This window comes from Thermococcus sp. (genome assembly GCF_027008145.1).
Lineage (GTDB): Archaea > Methanobacteriota_B > Thermococci > Thermococcales > Thermococcaceae > Thermococcus.
Window position 1 is genome coordinate 1 of the sequence record NZ_JALTCZ010000190.1, and the last position, 15,852, is coordinate 15,852.

General features: G+C 52.8%; 20 protein-coding genes and 1 pseudogene. 9 read left to right on the forward strand and 12 right to left on the reverse strand.

From position 1 onward, the window contains the following. Nucleotides 1–262: 262 nt before the first annotated feature. Complete coding sequence (locus MVD07_RS09645) at nt 263–610, reverse strand: DUF134 domain-containing protein (protein ID WP_297501429.1); 348 nt, start codon at nt 608–610, stop codon at nt 263–265. A gap of 73 nt (nt 611–683) precedes the next feature. Between MVD07_RS09645 and MVD07_RS09650 the strand changes: the two genes are divergently transcribed. After that, complete coding sequence (locus MVD07_RS09650) at nt 684–1,139, forward strand: 6-carboxytetrahydropterin synthase (RefSeq protein WP_297501432.1); 456 nt, start codon at nt 684–686, stop codon at nt 1,137–1,139. Here MVD07_RS09650 and MVD07_RS09655 read toward each other — a convergent pair. Further along, complete coding sequence (locus tag MVD07_RS09655) at nt 1,136–1,687, reverse strand: hypothetical protein (RefSeq protein WP_297501435.1); 552 nt, start codon at nt 1,685–1,687, stop codon at nt 1,136–1,138. The two genes, MVD07_RS09650 and MVD07_RS09655, sit on opposite strands and share 4 nt — an antisense overlap. 56 nt (nt 1,688–1,743) lie before the next feature. Between MVD07_RS09655 and MVD07_RS09660 the strand changes: the two genes are divergently transcribed. Continuing rightward, a complete protein-coding gene (locus MVD07_RS09660; RefSeq protein ID WP_297501438.1) occupies nt 1,744–2,163 on the forward strand; it encodes a PPC domain-containing DNA-binding protein in 420 nt (139 codons plus the stop codon). A gap of 31 nt (nt 2,164–2,194) precedes the next feature. Here the strand turns inward: MVD07_RS09660 and MVD07_RS09665 are convergent, their stop codons facing one another. The 8 genes and pseudogenes from MVD07_RS09665 to MVD07_RS09700 form a co-directional block, all read right to left on the reverse strand. Then, nucleotides 2,195–2,503: an antibiotic biosynthesis monooxygenase gene (locus tag MVD07_RS09665; protein ID WP_297501440.1), complete on the reverse strand. Its 309-nt coding sequence runs from the start codon at nt 2,501–2,503 to the stop codon at nt 2,195–2,197. A gap of 57 nt (nt 2,504–2,560) precedes the next feature. Beyond that, the gene (locus tag MVD07_RS09670; protein WP_297501443.1) at nt 2,561–3,352 is read right to left on the reverse strand and encodes an SDR family oxidoreductase; all 792 of its coding nucleotides are present in this window, start codon (nt 3,350–3,352) and stop codon (nt 2,561–2,563) included. Nucleotides 3,353–3,392: 40 nt separating this feature from the next. Beyond that, nucleotides 3,393–3,959 carry a DUF998 domain-containing protein gene (locus MVD07_RS09675; RefSeq protein ID WP_297501446.1) on the reverse strand — a complete coding sequence of 189 codons (567 nt, stop codon included), beginning with the start codon at nt 3,957–3,959 and terminating at the stop codon, nt 3,393–3,395. A gap of 42 nt (nt 3,960–4,001) precedes the next feature. Further along, a pseudogene (locus tag MVD07_RS09680) lies at nt 4,002–4,307 on the reverse strand (M48 family metallopeptidase); the annotation flags it as partial. Between the two features lie 38 nt (nt 4,308–4,345). After that, nucleotides 4,346–4,822, reverse strand: a complete 477-nt coding sequence (locus MVD07_RS09685; protein WP_297501448.1) for a NifB/NifX family molybdenum-iron cluster-binding protein — start codon at nt 4,820–4,822, stop codon at nt 4,346–4,348. Between the two features lie 54 nt (nt 4,823–4,876). Beyond that, the gene (locus MVD07_RS09690) at nt 4,877–5,089 is read right to left on the reverse strand and encodes a hypothetical protein (RefSeq protein ID WP_297501451.1); all 213 of its coding nucleotides are present in this window, start codon (nt 5,087–5,089) and stop codon (nt 4,877–4,879) included. A gap of 35 nt (nt 5,090–5,124) precedes the next feature. After that, nucleotides 5,125–5,742 carry a NifB/NifX family molybdenum-iron cluster-binding protein gene (locus MVD07_RS09695; protein ID WP_297501488.1) on the reverse strand — a complete coding sequence of 206 codons (618 nt, stop codon included), beginning with the start codon at nt 5,740–5,742 and terminating at the stop codon, nt 5,125–5,127. Nucleotides 5,743–5,794: 52 nt separating this feature from the next. Beyond that, nucleotides 5,795–6,763, reverse strand: coding sequence for a radical SAM protein (locus tag MVD07_RS09700; RefSeq protein ID WP_297501454.1), 969 nt, complete (start codon nt 6,761–6,763; stop codon nt 5,795–5,797). 91 nt (nt 6,764–6,854) lie between these two features. Between MVD07_RS09700 and MVD07_RS09705 the strand changes: the two genes are divergently transcribed. The 7 genes from MVD07_RS09705 to MVD07_RS09735 all read left to right on the forward strand — a co-directional run bounded on the left by MVD07_RS09705 (nt 6,855) and on the right by MVD07_RS09735 (nt 13,425). Continuing rightward, nucleotides 6,855–8,483 carry a bifunctional aspartate transaminase/aspartate 4-decarboxylase gene (locus MVD07_RS09705; RefSeq protein WP_297501458.1) on the forward strand — a complete coding sequence of 543 codons (1,629 nt, stop codon included), beginning with the start codon at nt 6,855–6,857 and terminating at the stop codon, nt 8,481–8,483. A gap of 3 nt (nt 8,484–8,486) precedes the next feature. Beyond that, nucleotides 8,487–9,116: a class I SAM-dependent methyltransferase gene (locus MVD07_RS09710; protein WP_297501463.1), complete on the forward strand. Its 630-nt coding sequence runs from the start codon at nt 8,487–8,489 to the stop codon at nt 9,114–9,116. 5 nt (nt 9,117–9,121) lie between these two features. Further along, nucleotides 9,122–9,862, forward strand: a complete 741-nt coding sequence (locus MVD07_RS09715) for a DUF364 domain-containing protein (RefSeq protein ID WP_297501491.1) — start codon at nt 9,122–9,124, stop codon at nt 9,860–9,862. A gap of 81 nt (nt 9,863–9,943) precedes the next feature. After that, nucleotides 9,944–10,762, forward strand: a complete 819-nt coding sequence (modA, locus tag MVD07_RS09720) for a molybdate ABC transporter substrate-binding protein (protein ID WP_297501467.1) — start codon at nt 9,944–9,946, stop codon at nt 10,760–10,762. Continuing rightward, the gene (locus MVD07_RS09725; RefSeq protein ID WP_297501469.1) at nt 10,750–11,547 is read left to right on the forward strand and encodes an ABC transporter permease; all 798 of its coding nucleotides are present in this window, start codon (nt 10,750–10,752) and stop codon (nt 11,545–11,547) included. The genes modA and MVD07_RS09725 overlap by 13 nt, the downstream gene beginning before the upstream one ends. After that, nucleotides 11,528–12,580 carry an ATP-binding cassette domain-containing protein gene (locus MVD07_RS09730; protein ID WP_297501472.1) on the forward strand — a complete coding sequence of 351 codons (1,053 nt, stop codon included), beginning with the start codon at nt 11,528–11,530 and terminating at the stop codon, nt 12,578–12,580. Before MVD07_RS09725 ends, MVD07_RS09730 begins: the two co-directional genes overlap by 20 nt. Further along, entirely contained in the window at nt 12,577–13,425 is an 849-nt protein-coding gene (locus MVD07_RS09735) for a hypothetical protein (protein ID WP_297501476.1), read from the forward strand. The genes MVD07_RS09730 and MVD07_RS09735 overlap by 4 nt, the downstream gene beginning before the upstream one ends. Here MVD07_RS09735 and feoB read toward each other — a convergent pair. Then, nucleotides 13,329–15,254: a ferrous iron transport protein B gene (gene feoB / locus MVD07_RS09740; RefSeq protein ID WP_297501479.1), complete on the reverse strand. Its 1,926-nt coding sequence runs from the start codon at nt 15,252–15,254 to the stop codon at nt 13,329–13,331. The genes MVD07_RS09735 and feoB overlap by 97 nt on opposite strands. Further along, the gene (locus MVD07_RS09745) at nt 15,223–15,792 is read right to left on the reverse strand and encodes a FeoA domain-containing protein (RefSeq protein ID WP_297501485.1); all 570 of its coding nucleotides are present in this window, start codon (nt 15,790–15,792) and stop codon (nt 15,223–15,225) included. The genes feoB and MVD07_RS09745 overlap by 32 nt, the downstream gene beginning before the upstream one ends. Nucleotides 15,793–15,852 lie beyond the last annotated feature (60 nt).

Here is a 15,852-nt window from a genome sequence, read left to right on the forward strand (position 1 = left end):
TAATATAAGTGCATTATTTTTATATTATAAAAAGTTAATATTTTAATATTATTTAATATGTTAAATAATAATATTAAAATAAAAATTTAAATTTTAAAAATTAAATATTATAAAAACTTTACTTATTAGTAACATCTCACCGAAAATTGAAGGCAACCTGCACATAAAATTAGGAAACCCTAAAAATAGAAAAAGCCAGAGATGACTTTAATTATCATAACAAAGGGTTCCTAGAGGAGCAAACAAAGGCCCAAAGCCCTTATTACTCTTCTTCCAAGATGTCTTCTGGAACCTCGTTCCCCTGGGGAAGAATTATAAGCTCCCGCCCTTCAACAATCATCTGGGCGACCTTCTTTCTGGCGGAACTCAGGGCCCTCCAGACAGTTCCTCGGGAGACACCCATTCTTACCCCAGCCCCTTCCTGTGTTAACCCCTCGTAATCAACCAGTCTCAACGCCTCAAACTCCTCGTAGGTCATGAAAATAGGTGGTTTAGGCTGGCTGAGGGAGGGTAGGGCTGGATAGAAGTGTCTGACCTGTGGGATGAAGCCGATCACCCTCATCTTCCTTCTCCGGCCTCTTCCCCGTCCCCATCCCATTCCACGAGGCATTTTTACTCCTCCTTTTCAGGGGGTTGGCCAGTTAGGGTTATAACTTTAACGTGGAACTTGGGGTGGTGATAGAATGTTTAAGGTCGGCGAGAGGAAGATAGGCTGGCACAAAGACTTCGATAGTTCCCACTTTTTGGCTCTGCCCTACGAGAGCAAGTGCCTCCGCATACACGGCCACACTTACAACGTTGACGTTGAGATATGGGGCGAGCTGAACGAGAACGGCATGATATTTGACTTCAACCACCTCAGCAACCTCGTGAAGCTCCTCGATCACAGGATCTTAGTCAGTGAGGACTGGATCGCCGAGAGGGAAGATGGAAGTCTCGTCATCGAGAAGAACGGGAAGAGGATAGAGCTCCCGGAAAAAGAGGCGGTCGTTTTGGATAAGCCAAACGTCACAGCGGAGTACATAGCAGAGTGGTTCGCTGAGAGGGTAGCCGAGAAGGCCGGGGACAACGTAAGGAAGATAAGGGTCAAGATCTGGGAAGACCCTAGGAGCTACGCCGAGGTGGTGCTTGAGCGTTAGCACTTTTTCCTTTCCGGCGCGCTTATCCCGCACTTTTCCCTTAAAGCCTTAAGGCTTTCCTCAGCCCTCTGGAGGAGCTCGTCGTAGTACTCGGAATCGAACCTCCGTGACGCTTCCTCAGTCAGATTTCTTATGACGGTTAGGTAGGCATTTACCGTCTCGCAGTCCTCGTTCTTGGTTATACTTGGAACCATCATCACTAGATAGCCAATGAAGGAGGAGAGTAACTTTTCCCAGTCCCTCTTAAAGCCGTTTTCGTTGAGCCAGCCTTTCAGAGTTATGAAGACCTTTACCGCGGGCTTGACGACGGAGTATTCATTGAAGCGCCTGTAGCGGATTATCAGGTACTGGAAGAGCGAGATTAGGAACTGGCCAACTACCTCCTTCCCCACTGTCCTTTCGGCGAAGCTCTGGAAGTCTCTAAGGCCCTTTCCCCCACTCTCCACGAAGGCCTTGAGCAGGTTTGGATAAGGAGGTGAGAACTGCCTTAAGTCAACTTCCTCAAGCTCTGTTATCTCCGGAAGTACTGCCATCACGAGTCTTTCCATCCGACCACCCAAAGGGTTAAATCCCGGGATGTTTATTAGGATTTAGGTGGGTCTTCATGAGGTTCTCAAGGGGGAGAAACTTTATGTTTCGTGTTCCGGAAGGCAGGGAGCTTCTTAACTTTGTTAACGACTTTGCCAGGAGACACAACGTCCTGATAGGGAACGTTACAGGGATAGGAAGTTTAAGGAACCCGAAGATCGGCTACTTTGATGAAGAAGCCGGTGAGTACAGGGTAACAGAGCTCAGCGGGCTCTACGAACTAGTCTCCCTGAGCGGGAACATAAGCCTGAAGGATGGAGAGCCCTTCGCCCACATCCATGTCGCCCTGGGGGGGCCAGATGGTAAGCTCTACGGCGGGCACCTCGTTGAAGGCGAGGTCTTCGTGGCTGAGCTCTTCATCCAGGAGCTCCTTGGTGAGCCCTTAGAGAGGAAGCCCCAGGAGAACGGGCTGACGCTGTGGGATGCGGAAGAGTAGAGGGGAAAATATAGTAGGTAATTTCCCTTTCTCATTTCTCGTAGAAGATCTCGTAGTGCTGGACGTACTTCTCCTTTTCAAGGAGGAATTCATCGTCTTCGGGATAGTATTTGGCCAGCTCGGGGTTCTCGCCCGCGAACTTTTTGATAGCCTCCCATGAGTCCCAGATGGTCACTAAGAGGAAGTGGGTCTCGTTTTCCTCGTCTCTTCTCGTGAAGTAAAGCTTCAAAAGCCCATCAACTGAGCTGTAGTCTGGAACGGCCCTCTCTATCAGAAAGCGCTCGTAAGCGTCGCCCTTTTCTCTCGGCACCCTGCCGTGCCAGAGCCTCATAATCGCCATGATATCACCTAAGGAGGTTTTGTCTTGGGGGAATATAAAAAGTTTGGAAGGGGCTAATCAGAACACCGAGCTGAGCCTCCCGCCGTCAACGGGGATCATCGCACCGTTTATGTAGCCCCCGAGTTCGCTCGCGAGGAATGCAACGAGGTAGCCTATCTCCTCCGGCTCTCCAAGCCTTCCGAGCGGTATCGGCTTCGCGTACTCTTGGAGGGCTTCTTCAACGGTCTTCCCTTCCCTCGCTGCCCTGTCCCTGGCGAGCTGTATCATTCTATCGGTTCTTATTATACCCGGCATTATCCCGTTGACGGTTATTCCCTTCGGCCCGAGCTCCTTCGCTAAGGTTCTTACGAGGCCGGCCATTGAAATCCTAACGACGTTGCTGAGGGCTATGTTGGGTATAGGCTCTTTTATTGCCACGCTCGTGGAGTAGACTATCCTGCCGAAGCCCTTCCGCTCCATCGCAGGGACGAGGGCCCTGGTGAGGTAGACCGCCGGGTAGAGGAGGAGCTTTACGGCATCTTCCCAGTCTTCCATATCCATCTCCATGAAGTAGCCTGGCTTTGGCCCGCCGGTGGAGAAGAAGAAAATATCTGGCTCGCCGATGTTTTCAAGCTCTTTCACCGTTCTCTCAAGGTCTTCGCGCTTCGTCAGGTCGGCGACGATATAGTTAACTTCCACGTCGCTCTCGGCCTTTATCTTCTTCTCTGCCTTCCTCAGGTTCTCCTCGCTCCGCGAGAGGAGTACTACATCTGCTCCAGCCTTCGCTAAAACCCTTGCGACGCCGAAGCCTATGCCCTTGCTTGAGGCGGTCGCAAAGGCCAGCTTTCCGGAGAGGTCTATCCCCATCATAGAACCACCACAAAAAGTTGCCCCAAAGGGGTAAAAACGTTTACTGGATGTTCTTGGCCACCCGGAGGAGCAGGGTGTAGTGCCAGATAGTTATTGTTACAGCTCCGATGAGCTCTGCAACCGCAACGCCCCTGAAGTGGCCCTTCGCCCAGATTGCCAGAATCCAGCCTGTAACGAAGAGGGCAGCACTGAACCACCCAAAGGCCCGGTCACCCGAGCTTAAGGCCCCAACGCCGGCTATAAGGAACCCAAAGCCCGCTGTTATGAAGAAGGCCCAGCTGACGTAGTAGTGAGGTGAGGTCCCCTCGGGGAAGAGGCCTATCGCTGCCAGGAAGATTAGGCCGAGGATGAAGATCCATATTCCCGCGCGTTCAATTCCATTTCTGGTCCTCCCAAGGAGCCCAGTTGCGTAGTAAATCGCGAGGATGGCGGTCGTTATAAGGGAGATGTTGAGAACCCAATTGTGGGGCAGTCCGAGCTTTCCGAGGTCGCTTATCGCGTTCTCTGTGAGTCTCCACCAGGAGCGGTTTATGTAGGCTGCAATCCCTATGCCACAGAAGGCTACGATTGGAGCCAGAACTCCCGCGTAGAGCTGGGACTTCCTCATGGTCTCACCCCTGAGGATTTATGGGGTCAGCGGCTAATAAACCTATTCCACATCCCTGAGGGCCCGCCAGACACTGTTCCACCCAAGGAGAAGCCAGTATCTCTTCAGCTCTGCCTCAGCCTTTTTATAATCAGGATAATAAGTCCCTACAATCTCCCGGAACCTCTTGGTGTGCTTGGGCTCCCTAAGATGGGCAAGCTCGTGGATTACAACGTAGTCCCTGAGGCTTTCCGGCAGAGCCATGAGCATGAGGTTAAAGCTGAGGTTTCCCTTTTTTGAGCAGCTGGCCCATTTGGTCTTCTGGAATCTGATGTAAACCTTCCGGTATTTAACGCCGAGTATTGAGGCAAAGAGCCTGACCCTTCAAAAATTAGGGGGAGAAGAACTCACCATCCGCCTCTTCCACGGCCGTATCCACCGCGGCCTCTTCCCATTCCTCTTCCTCTGCCGCGGCCCATTCCTCTGCCCATCCCAGGGCCGTAACCGCCATAGCCTCCCATTCCACCGCCTTCTGGCCCCATGATCGGGCCTGAGAGCTCTCCACGGAGGAAGGCTTCAACGGCTTCCCTAACCCTCATGTTTGCCGGTGCTGAGACCATCCTTATGTTAGCAGCCTGAAGAACGCCGGAGGAGTTCGGTCCGAACTCGCCGGAGATTACAACGTCGGCACCCTGGTCGATTACGAACTGGGCTGCAGTGACCCCCGCTCCCCTCGGCTGGGAGTAGCCGGGGTTCGGGACAACCTGCACCTTCACTATCTCCCCGTTTTCCACGTCGACTATCGTGAATGTCGGGGTTCTTCCAAAGGCTGGGTTCACCCTGTCATCGAGACCACCGGTTAAGGTTGGAACTATTATCCTCACAATACCACCCCCACAAAAATTAGGACTGCCAAACTTAAAAAAGTTTGCATAGGCTCAAAATGGCCGGAATACCCTCTGGGGCGGTCTGATGAGTTCCCAGATTATGATGAGCACCAGGAGACCGAGAGCGTATGGAAGGGCCACAAGGAGGAGCTTAACCATGAAGTAGAGTATGCCAAGCAGTATTAGAAGCTCAATTATCCAGTAGACCCCACTCAGGGGGTAGAACCCGCGCCCCCTTCCGTAACGCCCCATTCCTCTCGGCATTTCATAACCTCCTGAAATTCAAAAAGGGGAAAAGGTCACCACCAGCCGAAGAACCTGGCGAGCCACGTCCTCCTGCTTGGCTGGCCGGTCCAGGGGCAGTATCCGAGCCTAGCTCCCCAGCCTCTGCCTCTTCCCCAGCCTCTTCCAAATCCGCGTCCTCTTCCCCAGCCTCTGCCCCAGCCGAAGCCGTAGGCGGGGTAGGGGGGGTAAGCTGGAGCGGGATACGGGCCGTAGGCCGGCGTTGGAGTTGCTGGAGCGACTGGAGCAGTTGCTGGGGCTGTCGGAGGAACCGGTGCCGGGGCTGAGACTGTGAACTCGCGGGCCGTGCCGCCAGTGACGGCTTTTATGGCCTCCTCAACTGGGGTTCCCGGTGCGACCTGGTAGAGCTTTATGCCGGCTGCTTGTATAGCACTGAGTGCATTCGGGCCGACCTGAGGTGCTATTATTGTATCGACGCCCTCGTTTATGAGGGTCTGCACTGCCATCGGGCCAGCTCCACCACCGGCCATGGCCGCACCATTCTGGATGACCTTCTCGCTGATGACGTTGCCGTTCTCATCCACCTCCGCTATGTAGAAAGCCGGAGCGCGGGCGAATACTGGGGCAACGGTGTCGTTTCTCCCACCACCGTTGGTCGGGATCGCGATCTTCATAGGCATCACCTCTAGTATTTTGTGCATATGCACAGTATTTAAATCTTTCGGTTCACCTAACTACCGGACTACCGGTTTCCCTGCTCTTCAGCCTACGCATGTAAAAGCGCTTCCCATTATACTCAAGCTCTATCAGCTTGCCCTCATCCAAGAGCTTCTCAACGACGCTCCAGTTGGCATTTGCCTTTCTCAAAAGCTCCCTCACCGCGTCTTCCCGCATCGGGTGAACCGAGGTTATGCTCAGCAAGTCCTCCTCAATGTTGCCGGTGAAAGCGAAGGCGTTGCCCTCGTAGCCTATGAGGTATTCAACGCGCCCCTCGCCAAGCCTCTCCCCAAAGGTCTGGAAGGCACGGTTTATCGTCTCTTCGTTGGCGGGTTTAACCCACTTCTCAGCAGGAGGCCTCGTCGGGATCGCTATGTACGCTATATCTGGTTTTAGCTCCGCCAAGAAGTCCGCTATCCTCTCGAACTCGTCGCCGTAGTCTATCCCATCTATCAGCATCGTCTCGGTGACGAGCTTTCCTTTGAATGCTTTCCTGAACTCAAGCATTCCATCGAGGATTTTCTCAAGGTTCAGGCTCTTGTGGGGCCTGTCGATCCTCTTCCAGAGCTTTTCACTAACGGCATCTACCTTCAGCGAGACGAAGTCGAGCTTTAGGAGGTCTTCCCTTACATCCTCGCGCCAGATCAAAGAGGAGTTGGTGAGCGCGGCGAGCTTTATGCCGAGCCCTTCAAGTAGGTCTGCCTCTTTCCCGAGGTTGATGTCGAGGGTCGGCTCCCCATCTGGGACGAAAGTTATGTAGTCTATCCTCTCGCCCTTTTTCTTGGCTTCCTCGACCTTCTTTCTCACCTCCTCGAATATCAGCTCCGGCTCGTAGAAGGGCTTCCTCTCGATCTCCATCCTCAGCGTCCTGCCAATCTGGCAGTAAACGCAGGCGTAGGTGCAGACCTTGTCGGGGATGTTGTTGACGCCGAGGCTCTTCCCGAGCCTTCTAGAAGGAACGGGTCCAAAGGCTATCATGCCACCACCGGAATTAGGTTGCCCTAAAAGCATATAAGGTTTTTGAGCAAAGGTTTTATGGTTTCCGCTCAAACTTCAACGGGTGTTAAGCATGGCTGAGATGGACGACTCAATTATGAACAACCTTAAAAGGCTCGACGAGCTCAGCCCCTTCGAGTTTAAGGAACTGCTCATAAAGCTCGCGAGCAGGAGCTCCGAGAAGATTATGCTCAACGCCGGCAGGGGAAACCCGAACTTTCTTGCTTTGGAACCGAGGTACGCCTATCTCCAGTTAGGGAAGTTTGCGCTCAGTGAAGCTGAGAGACACTTTGGCTACATGGGCAACCTCATAGGCGGACACTGCGAGAAAGATGGAATAGAGGCGCGCTTTGAGATATTCGTCAGGAACCACTGGGAGGAGAGGGGGACGAGGTTTCTGAACTCGGCTGTTAGCTACGTCCGCGATTATCTCGGCCTTTCCGCCGGTGACTTTCTCTGCGAGATGGTGCAGGGCTATCTCGGCTGTGATTACCCCTCTCCGCCCAGGATGCTCCCGCTTGCGGAGCAGATCGTTAAGCGGTACCTTCTCAAGGAGATGGGGGCCGGCTACGACCTGGGCTATTCCATAGTTGAAGAAACACAGCTCTTCGCAGTTGAGGGTGGAACCGGGGCGATGGCCTATCTCTTTGAGTCCCTCAAGGCCAACCACATCCTGAACCCCGGGGATAAGATAGCGATAGCCGTCCCGATATTCAGCCCCTACCTTGAGATACCCAGGCTTGATCAGTACAGGCTGGAAATAGTTGAGGTTAGGGCATCACCTAAACTTGGCTATCAGATACCTGATGATGAACTTGACAAGCTGAAAAATCCTGAGATAAAGGCCTTCTTCCTCGTCAACCCTGGGAACCCGACGGCGGTGAAGCTTGAGAGGAGCGTTCTTCAAAAGTTAAAGGAGATAGTCGAGGCCGGGAGGCGGGACCTCATTATAATCACGGACGATGTTTACGCAACCTTTGCCGATGGCTTCAAATCGGTTTACTCAGTCCTGCCCCACAACACGATACTGGTCTATTCATTCTCCAAGTACTTCGGGGCAACGGGCTGGAGGCTCGGCGTTATAGCGCTCCACAGGTGCAACGTCGTTGATGAACTAATCGCCAGCCTCCCGGAAGAGATTCAGGAGGAGCTCGACAGGAGGTACGAGACCATAACGCCCAACCCGAGGGAGCTGAAGTTCATTGATAGGCTCGTCGCCGACAGCAGAAACGTGGCCCTGAGGCACACCGCCGGCCTGTCAACGCCACAGCAGGTTCAGATGGTGCTCTTTGCCCTCTACGGCCTGATGGACGAGAAGGAGATCTACAAGGACGCGGTGAAGAGGATTTTAAGACGCCGGTACAGGGCCCTCTACCGCGGAATCGGCCTCAGGCCCGGTGAGAATCCGAACTACACCTACTACTACACCATCCTCGACATGGAGGAGCTTAGCGAGAGGCTCTATGGAAAGGAGTTCTCCGAGTGGTTCATGGAGAAATTCCCGCCCGAAGAGTTCATAATGAGGCTCGCCGAAGAGGCGGGGGTTGTCCTACTGCCGGGTAGGGGCTTCGAGGTTCCGCATCCATCCGCTAGGGTCTCTCTGGCGAATTTAAGGGAGATTGACTACCTCTCCATCGGGAGGACGATAAGGAGGATCCTCGACGAATACTACGAGCAGTTCATGAAGGAGAAGGGTGTATGAAACATGCCCAAGACGGAGCCCTTTGAAAGGCACCACGACCGCTATGAAAACTGGTTCGAGAGGCACAGATACGCTTACCTCTCAGAGCTTGAGGCCGTCAGGAGGCTCTTGCCAGAGGATGGTAAGGGGGCAGAGATAGGCGTCGGAACCGGGAGGTTCGCCCAACCGCTTGGAATAGAGCTCGGCGTTGAGCCTTCGAGGGCGATGGCCGAGGTAGCGAGAAAGAGGGGAATAGAGGTCATCGAGGAAGTCGCCGAAAACCTTCCGTTTCCTGATGAGAGCCTCGACTACCTCCTGATGGTCACAACGATATGCTTCGTTGACGACCCTGAAAGGGCACTGCGCGAGGCCTACCGCGTCCTGAAGCCAGGGGGGGCCTTGATAATAGGCTTCGTTGACAGGAACAGCCCGATCGGAAAGTACTACGAGGAGCACAGGGAGGAGAGCGTCTTTTACAGAGACGCGAGGTTCTTCTCGACGGAAGAACTTCTGGAGCTCCTCAAAGAGATCGGTTTCAAAAAATTCGAGATAGTCCAGACCCTCTTCCACAGGCTCGACGAGGTGAAGGGTCTCGAACCCGTAAAGCCCGGCTACGGCGAGGGAAGCTTCGTCGTCATAAAGGCCGTGAAGTGATGGTTATGCTACTCTCGAAGGTAAAGAAAAGGGCCTTTGAACTCGCTGACGACCTTGAGCTCATCGATTTCGGCTTTGCACTGCCCTACACGTGGGTTTTGATTGAAGGGCTCGAAGGGAAGGCCCTCGGCGTTGCCATGACCCTCCCGGAGGAAGTGCAGAGGTATACGAACTCGATAATCGAGCCCTCCCTTAGAGCTTTCATCGAGAGGGCTGACAGTCTGAACGTCATCGAGCGGACACTCGGATTAGCGGCAATCAACGCGGTGTCGCAGTACCACATCGACCTGAGCAACGTGGAGTGGGCCGATGTTCTTGACCTGTTGCCTGAGAACGTCGGCAAAATCGCCATGATAGGTAACATGCCGCCGCTGGCCAAAGCGCTCCGCGAGAAAGGCGCTGAAACCTTCGTCTTTGAGAGGAACGCCAAGCTCTGGGACAAAGATACTTACAGTGATGCACTGGAGTACCACCTCCTACCGGAGATGGACGTGGTGATAGCAAGTGCGAGCTGTCTCGTGAACGGAACGATAGACATGCTCCTGGGCAGGGCGAGGAAGGCCAGACTCTTCGTCCTTACCGGCCCAACGGGCCAGCTTTTGCCCGAGTTCCTGAGGGGGACGAAGGTTACTCACCTGGCTTCGATGAAGGTAACTGACATTGAGAGAGCAATCCTCGGCCTCAAGCTCGGCTCCTTCAGGGGCTTTGAGGAAGGAAACAGGAAGTACGTGGCGAAAGTGAGATAAATACTTTCATTTTCTGAAAACTTTTTTGTTTACGTAAATGTTTAAATTCGAATCCCCAACCTAGCTTTGGGTGGTCTAATAATGAAAAGCACGAAAGCCCTTTTCCTTATGGCAGTCCTCATTGGAGCCGTCATCGGCGCCGGCTGCCTCGGCTCAACCAACGCCTCAACGCCAACGAAGGGAAAATCCTTTGAGGGTCAGACACTCACCGTCTGCTCTGGAGCAGGTATGATAAAGCCAATGAACGAACTGATAAAGATGTTTGAAAACGAGACCGGGGCAAAGGTTGCAGTGCAGTATGGCGGAAGCAGTGACATCTTTGGAGTCCTTCAAACTACCTGCGGCTGCGATGTCTTCATCCCCGGGGCCTGGTACTACATGGAGCAGGCCATGAAAAATGGCTACATCCTCAACGGCACGGTGGCCAACCTCACATACCACATCCCAGTGATAGCGGTTCCAGCGGGCAACCCGAAGGGAATTCATTCCCTCAAGGACCTCACTAAGCCGGGCGTTAGAGTTGTCCTGGGTGATCCAAAGGCCTGTGCCATCGGTAAGGTTACTAAAAAGATACTTGAAAAGGACGGTCTCTGGGATAAGGTGAAGCCGAACGTCGTTACCTTCGCCCCTACTGTAAACCAGCTTTTGATTTACATCACGACGGGGCAAGCGGACGCGGCGATAATCTGGGAGGATATGGTGACTTGGGCGCAGTCGAAGGGCAAAATCGAAGTTGTCCAGATACCACCAAATGAAAACCTCATAAAGACCATTCCGACCGCCGTTACAACCTGCGCCGAGAAGGACGGACATTTAAAGGTCGCGGAGGCCTTCAACGCATTCATAGCCAATCACACTGAAGTATGGGAGGAGTGGGGGTTCAAGCCATGGAAGGGCTGAGATTCAGAAACCTCTCGGTCCTCTTTGCTTTAATCTTCACCCTTTTCCTTTTCACGGCGGTAGCGACGCTCTTCTTCGTGCCAAGGCCTTCTGAAATACTCAAGGCGCTTAAATCGGAGGAGATGATCTACTCCCTCAAGCTGTCGCTTATAACGGCCTCGCTCTCCACCCTCCTCGTAATTCTCATTGGAATCCCTATAGGTTATGCCCTCTCGCGTTTCAGCTTTCCTGGTAAGAGCGCCGTGAAATCAATTCTTGACCTGCCGATGGCCTTCCCAGAGCTCGTTCTTGGTTTGGCTCTGCTCCTTCTATTTGGCAATACAGCCTTTGGTAAGCTCCTGAGTGACTTTGGGATCAAAGTTGTCTTCACAAAACTTGGGATAGTTGTGGCGCAGTTCTTCACGGCCTTTCCCTATGCAGTTAGGGTTATCCACACCACATTTGAAGAAATAAGCCCTCGCTATGAGCTAGTGGCAAGAAGCTTGGGCTACACAGAGTTTGAGACCTTCAGGAAGGTGACGCTCCCCATGGCAAAGGGGGGCCTCCTCGCCTCGACGATAATTACCTTTGCACGCTCCATGGGTGCCTTTGGTGCCGTCCTAATCCTTGCCGGGGGGAGCTACATGAACACGGAAATACTACCTGTAACGCTCTACCTGAATATTTCCTACGGCAACATCGGGATGGCAATAACGAGCGGCATAGTGCTTGTCGTTGTCTCGTTCCTAGCCATATTGCTCTTTGAGAAACTGGAGGATGAAGAGCATGGCGCTGTTAGAGGTTGAGAACCTTAGCATAGACCTAGGTGAGTTTCACTTGAGGGACATAAATCTGACCGTAGAGAAGGGTGACTACCTGACAGTTATCGGGCCGACCGGTGCGGGAAAGTCCATCCTCCTTGAGGCAATAGCCGGCTTTTATCCCCTTAGATCCGGCAGGATAACCCTAAACAGCAGGGACGTGACGAACCTGCCTCCGGAAAAGCGCGGCATCTCAATAGTTTACCAAGACTTCGTCCTCTTCCCACACCTGAGCGTTTTTGACAACATTGCCTTTGGCCTTAGAAAGGTGGAGAGAGACAAGGAAAAGGTTAAGGGGGAAGTGGAGCACATAGCTGAAGAACTCCACATAAGTCACCTTCTTCACAGGAAGCCGGGGACTCTGAGCGGCGGGGAACAGCAGAGGGTTGCGATAGCAAGGGCACTCGTTGTTAGGCCGAAGGTCCTCCTCATGGACGAGCCGTTCTCGGCCCTAGACGAGAAGACGAGGGAAAAGCTCAGGAAGCTTGTGAAAAGCGTCATAGCCGAGTACAACACAACGGTGATCCACGTCACCCACGACTTCGAGGACGTTTTCGCTTTGGCGACTAGGGTAGCTGTCATGAAGGATGGAAGGCTCGTTCAAGTGGGAACACCGGATGAGGTTTTTTCAAGACCAAAAGTTGATTTCGTGGCAGGCTTCGTCGGAACGAACGTTCTGAAGGGGGAAGTCATCGGAAAGGATGGCTCCCTAACGCTCATTAGCGTCGGAGGGGTTGTTTTGAAGACTGCAGATGAAGCCGAAAGGAAGGCTGTCCTCTCTCTTAGGCCTGAGAATGTACTTCTGGCAAGGGATCCCGGCCTCTGCTCGGCCCAGAACGTCATCAAGATCAGGGTTGAGAGAATCGAACGGAGGGGTCATGTGCTCTGGGTCCATCTCGATGGAAAGATAAAGCTCAAAGCCGTTATAACCCCCAACGCGGCAGAAATTTTGGGGGTCAAAGAGGGTGAGGAACTCTATGCTATGTTTAAAGCATCGGCTCTGAAGGTGATAGCATGAACCCTGAGAGACTCCTTGAACTCTACTTTGACGAGGACTGCCCATACTTCGATGAAACTACTGAACTACTGAAGATAAGGGGAGCCGGTAATATGAAAATAATCTCAAGAGAGTCTGGCATTGTAGCCTGCACGGAGGAGCTTTCAGATTTTTTATTGAAGGAAGGACTCAAGGTGAGGTTCCTGCCGAGCGGTTCACACTTTAAAGCCGGAGATACTATTTTGGCCGCCGAGGGAGAGTTGAGAACACTTTTTAGGGCCTGGAGAGTTTCCCAAACCTTCCTCTCTATAACCTGTGCCATAGCAACGGAGACGGAGAGGCTTGTTAAACTCGCGAGGAGGGCCAATCCTACCGCTGTCATCGCAACGACCAGAAAACCCCACCCTGGGATGCGCTACTTTGAGCTAAAGGCTGTCCGGATTGGGGGCGGTGAGGTTCACAGAAACTCCCTCAGCGACTCAATTTTGATAACACAGAACCATCTTCGGGTTGTTGGAGAGCTTAAAAATCTGAGAGCGCTCAAAAAAATTGAACTTGAGCCGAGGAATATCGAAGAAGCCGTAGAATACGCCAAAAAAGCGAACCTCCTTCTCCTTGACCACTTCCCCCTCAGCGAGCTTAGAGAACTCGTCCCGAGGCTCAGAGAGCTTAATCCCTCACTTGAGATAGCGGTCGCCGGGAACATAACGGCCGAAAACATAGGGGAGTACGCGAAGACTGCGGACGTAATCATCACCAGCGCGCCCTACTACGCAAGGCCACTGGATTTAACGACAAGGATAGAGAGAAAGTTAAACGAAAACCCCACCAGCCTCGCGATTATTCCGGCCCAGAGCATTCCATAAGCAAAGGCGGTGATTTCAATTATTGTTGCCCTCTTCAGACCGAACTCTTTGGCCAGCATCGAAAAGGCTATAATGCACGGAACCTGGAAGGTTGATGCCAGGCCAAAGGTGAAGAGCTGGAGGTTGCTCATGGTGGCTGAAAAGTCCGTTGTGCCAAGAGCATTTGCTAGCATCGCAGGAACTAAATCCTTCTGTAAGAAACCGTATATCAGTGGAATTATCGTTTTCGCTGGGATATGGAGCCAGTCAACGGTCAGGAAGCTGAAGGGTTTCACTACTGGGTCTACAAGATTGTAGTAGGCAACCAAGCCATAGAGCATCCCACCGACGATGAGCAGGGGAATGACTATGTAAACGAAGTCCTCCATCCTGACCCAGGCCTTGACGAGCATGTTCCTCATCATGGGCTTCCTGTAGGGCGGCAGTTCCTCTATAAGGAAGTGCTCCTCCCTGGGAATTACCACGTTGAGGAGCCTTGCTGTGATGATAAAAACGAAGAACGCCGCTATGTAAATTCCTATGGCGTAAACCGCCCCAGCGTAGTGCCCAACGATACCGAAGATTATACCACTCCTTGAGGAGCAGGGAACTGTCATGTAGAGTATTGACACCTTAAGCCTGTCCCTAAAGTTAGGCAACACGCGGGTGGCCCTTATTGCCGGAACACTACAGCCAAACCCGAGCATTATTGGTATCACCGACTTTCCGGGGAGGCCGAGCTTCCTCATGAGCTTATCGAGGACCACCACGAACCTCGATAGAATCCCGCTGTCCTCAAGCAGGGCCAGGATGATGTAGAATATCCCAATGTAGGGAACGGCAACGCTGATCCCCGCCGCCAAACCGATTAGGGCATTCTCCACAAGCAACTGGACGAAGTAGCTCTGACCTTGAAGCCACGGCTGGATGGTACTGAGGAGGGAATCGAAGTAGCTCCCAAGGAAGTTCTGAAACCAGCCACCGATGTAGAGTAGAGCGGCAAAGATGCCGGCGAAGACGGCGAGGGTAAAGATTATCCCACCTGCAGTGTTGTTTATTATCAGCTCGTCCAGCCAGCTCAGGTGGAAGCCCCTAGCGCTTATCCTCTCTACCTGCCTCGCGAGGAAGGAAGCGTAACCGGCTCTGGTCACCATTATGTCCTTCTCGATGGTGGGGTGCTCCTCCCTAAACTTCTCCCTTATCTCATCCAGCTCCGGAAACCCGAAGAGCTCAACCGCTACCGGATCGTTTTCAAGGAGTTTAACCGCTATCCCCCTCTTCGAGAGCTTTCCGTCGTAGCGAAGGGCTTTTAGAACCTCGGAAATCGCCATCTCTATGTGGTCGTCGTAGGTGAAGGTATAGGACGGCTTCCCTGCCTCTTTAAGGTGCTCCTTCAGCTCCTCGAGCTTTCCCTTGACCGGGTTTATCCTGACAACGGGAATCCCAAGGGACTTCTCAAGGAGTGGCATGTTGATGAAGATGCCCCTCTCCTCGGCCTCCTCCCAGAAGTTCAAAGCCAAAACCATCGGGACGCCCAGTTCAGCCAGCTGGAGGGTCATTATGAGGCTCCTCTCAAGAGAGGTCGCATCCACCACCTGGATGACGAAGTTGTAGTCTCCCTCGAGGACTATCCTATCGGTCACCTTTTCCTCCTCACTCGACGGGGAGAGGCTGTAAGCCCCGGGCGTGTCGATGAACAGGAATTCCTCGCCGTTTATCACGGCTTTTCCACTGCTCATGTCAACCGTTGTCCCAGGATAGTTGGATATCATCACCTTTGCCCCTGTGAGGGCATTGAGGAGACTGGACTTTCCAACGTTAGGCTGGCCGACCAGGAGAACCTTCTTCATAAGCCCTTACCCCCCTGAGATTTCCTGCAACCCTGCCGTCTACCATAACAAGCCTTCCGCTGACATCTAGGACGAGCAGATCCTTTCCTGCTTTTATTACCCTAAATCTCGTGCCCGGAATCAGACCCACACCCATAAGCCTCGCTATTGCCTTGGGATTTTCGAGTTCCATGCTCACAAGCACGCCTTCCTCTTTGGGCTTAAAAGTACTTATCGGGATTGAATTTCCAGCCTTCTCGATGTAACCGACCCTGTCGCCCATGTGCTCAAAGGAGTGTGCGACCCTGTGCCCGAAGAGCCTTTCAACGGTTCTGTGGTAGTTGTAGATAACTTCGGCGGCCCTCTCTCCTTCCTCTGTGAGGACTATCCTCTCGCCTTCGCGCCTCGCGAGGTTTTTCCTTTCAAGCTCCCTTACTGCTTCCTCAACCTCTTCCCTTGTAACTTTACTGTCCTCCATCACATCTCCAAGGCTCGGCGGCGAACCCTTCTCCCTGGCCAAGCGGAGGATGTCCTCCATTAGTATCTTCTTCCAGCCCATTTTCCCTCCGGAATTATGTTGCCCTAACAGAATTTAAGTTTTTGGTCGCTTCCGTTTATC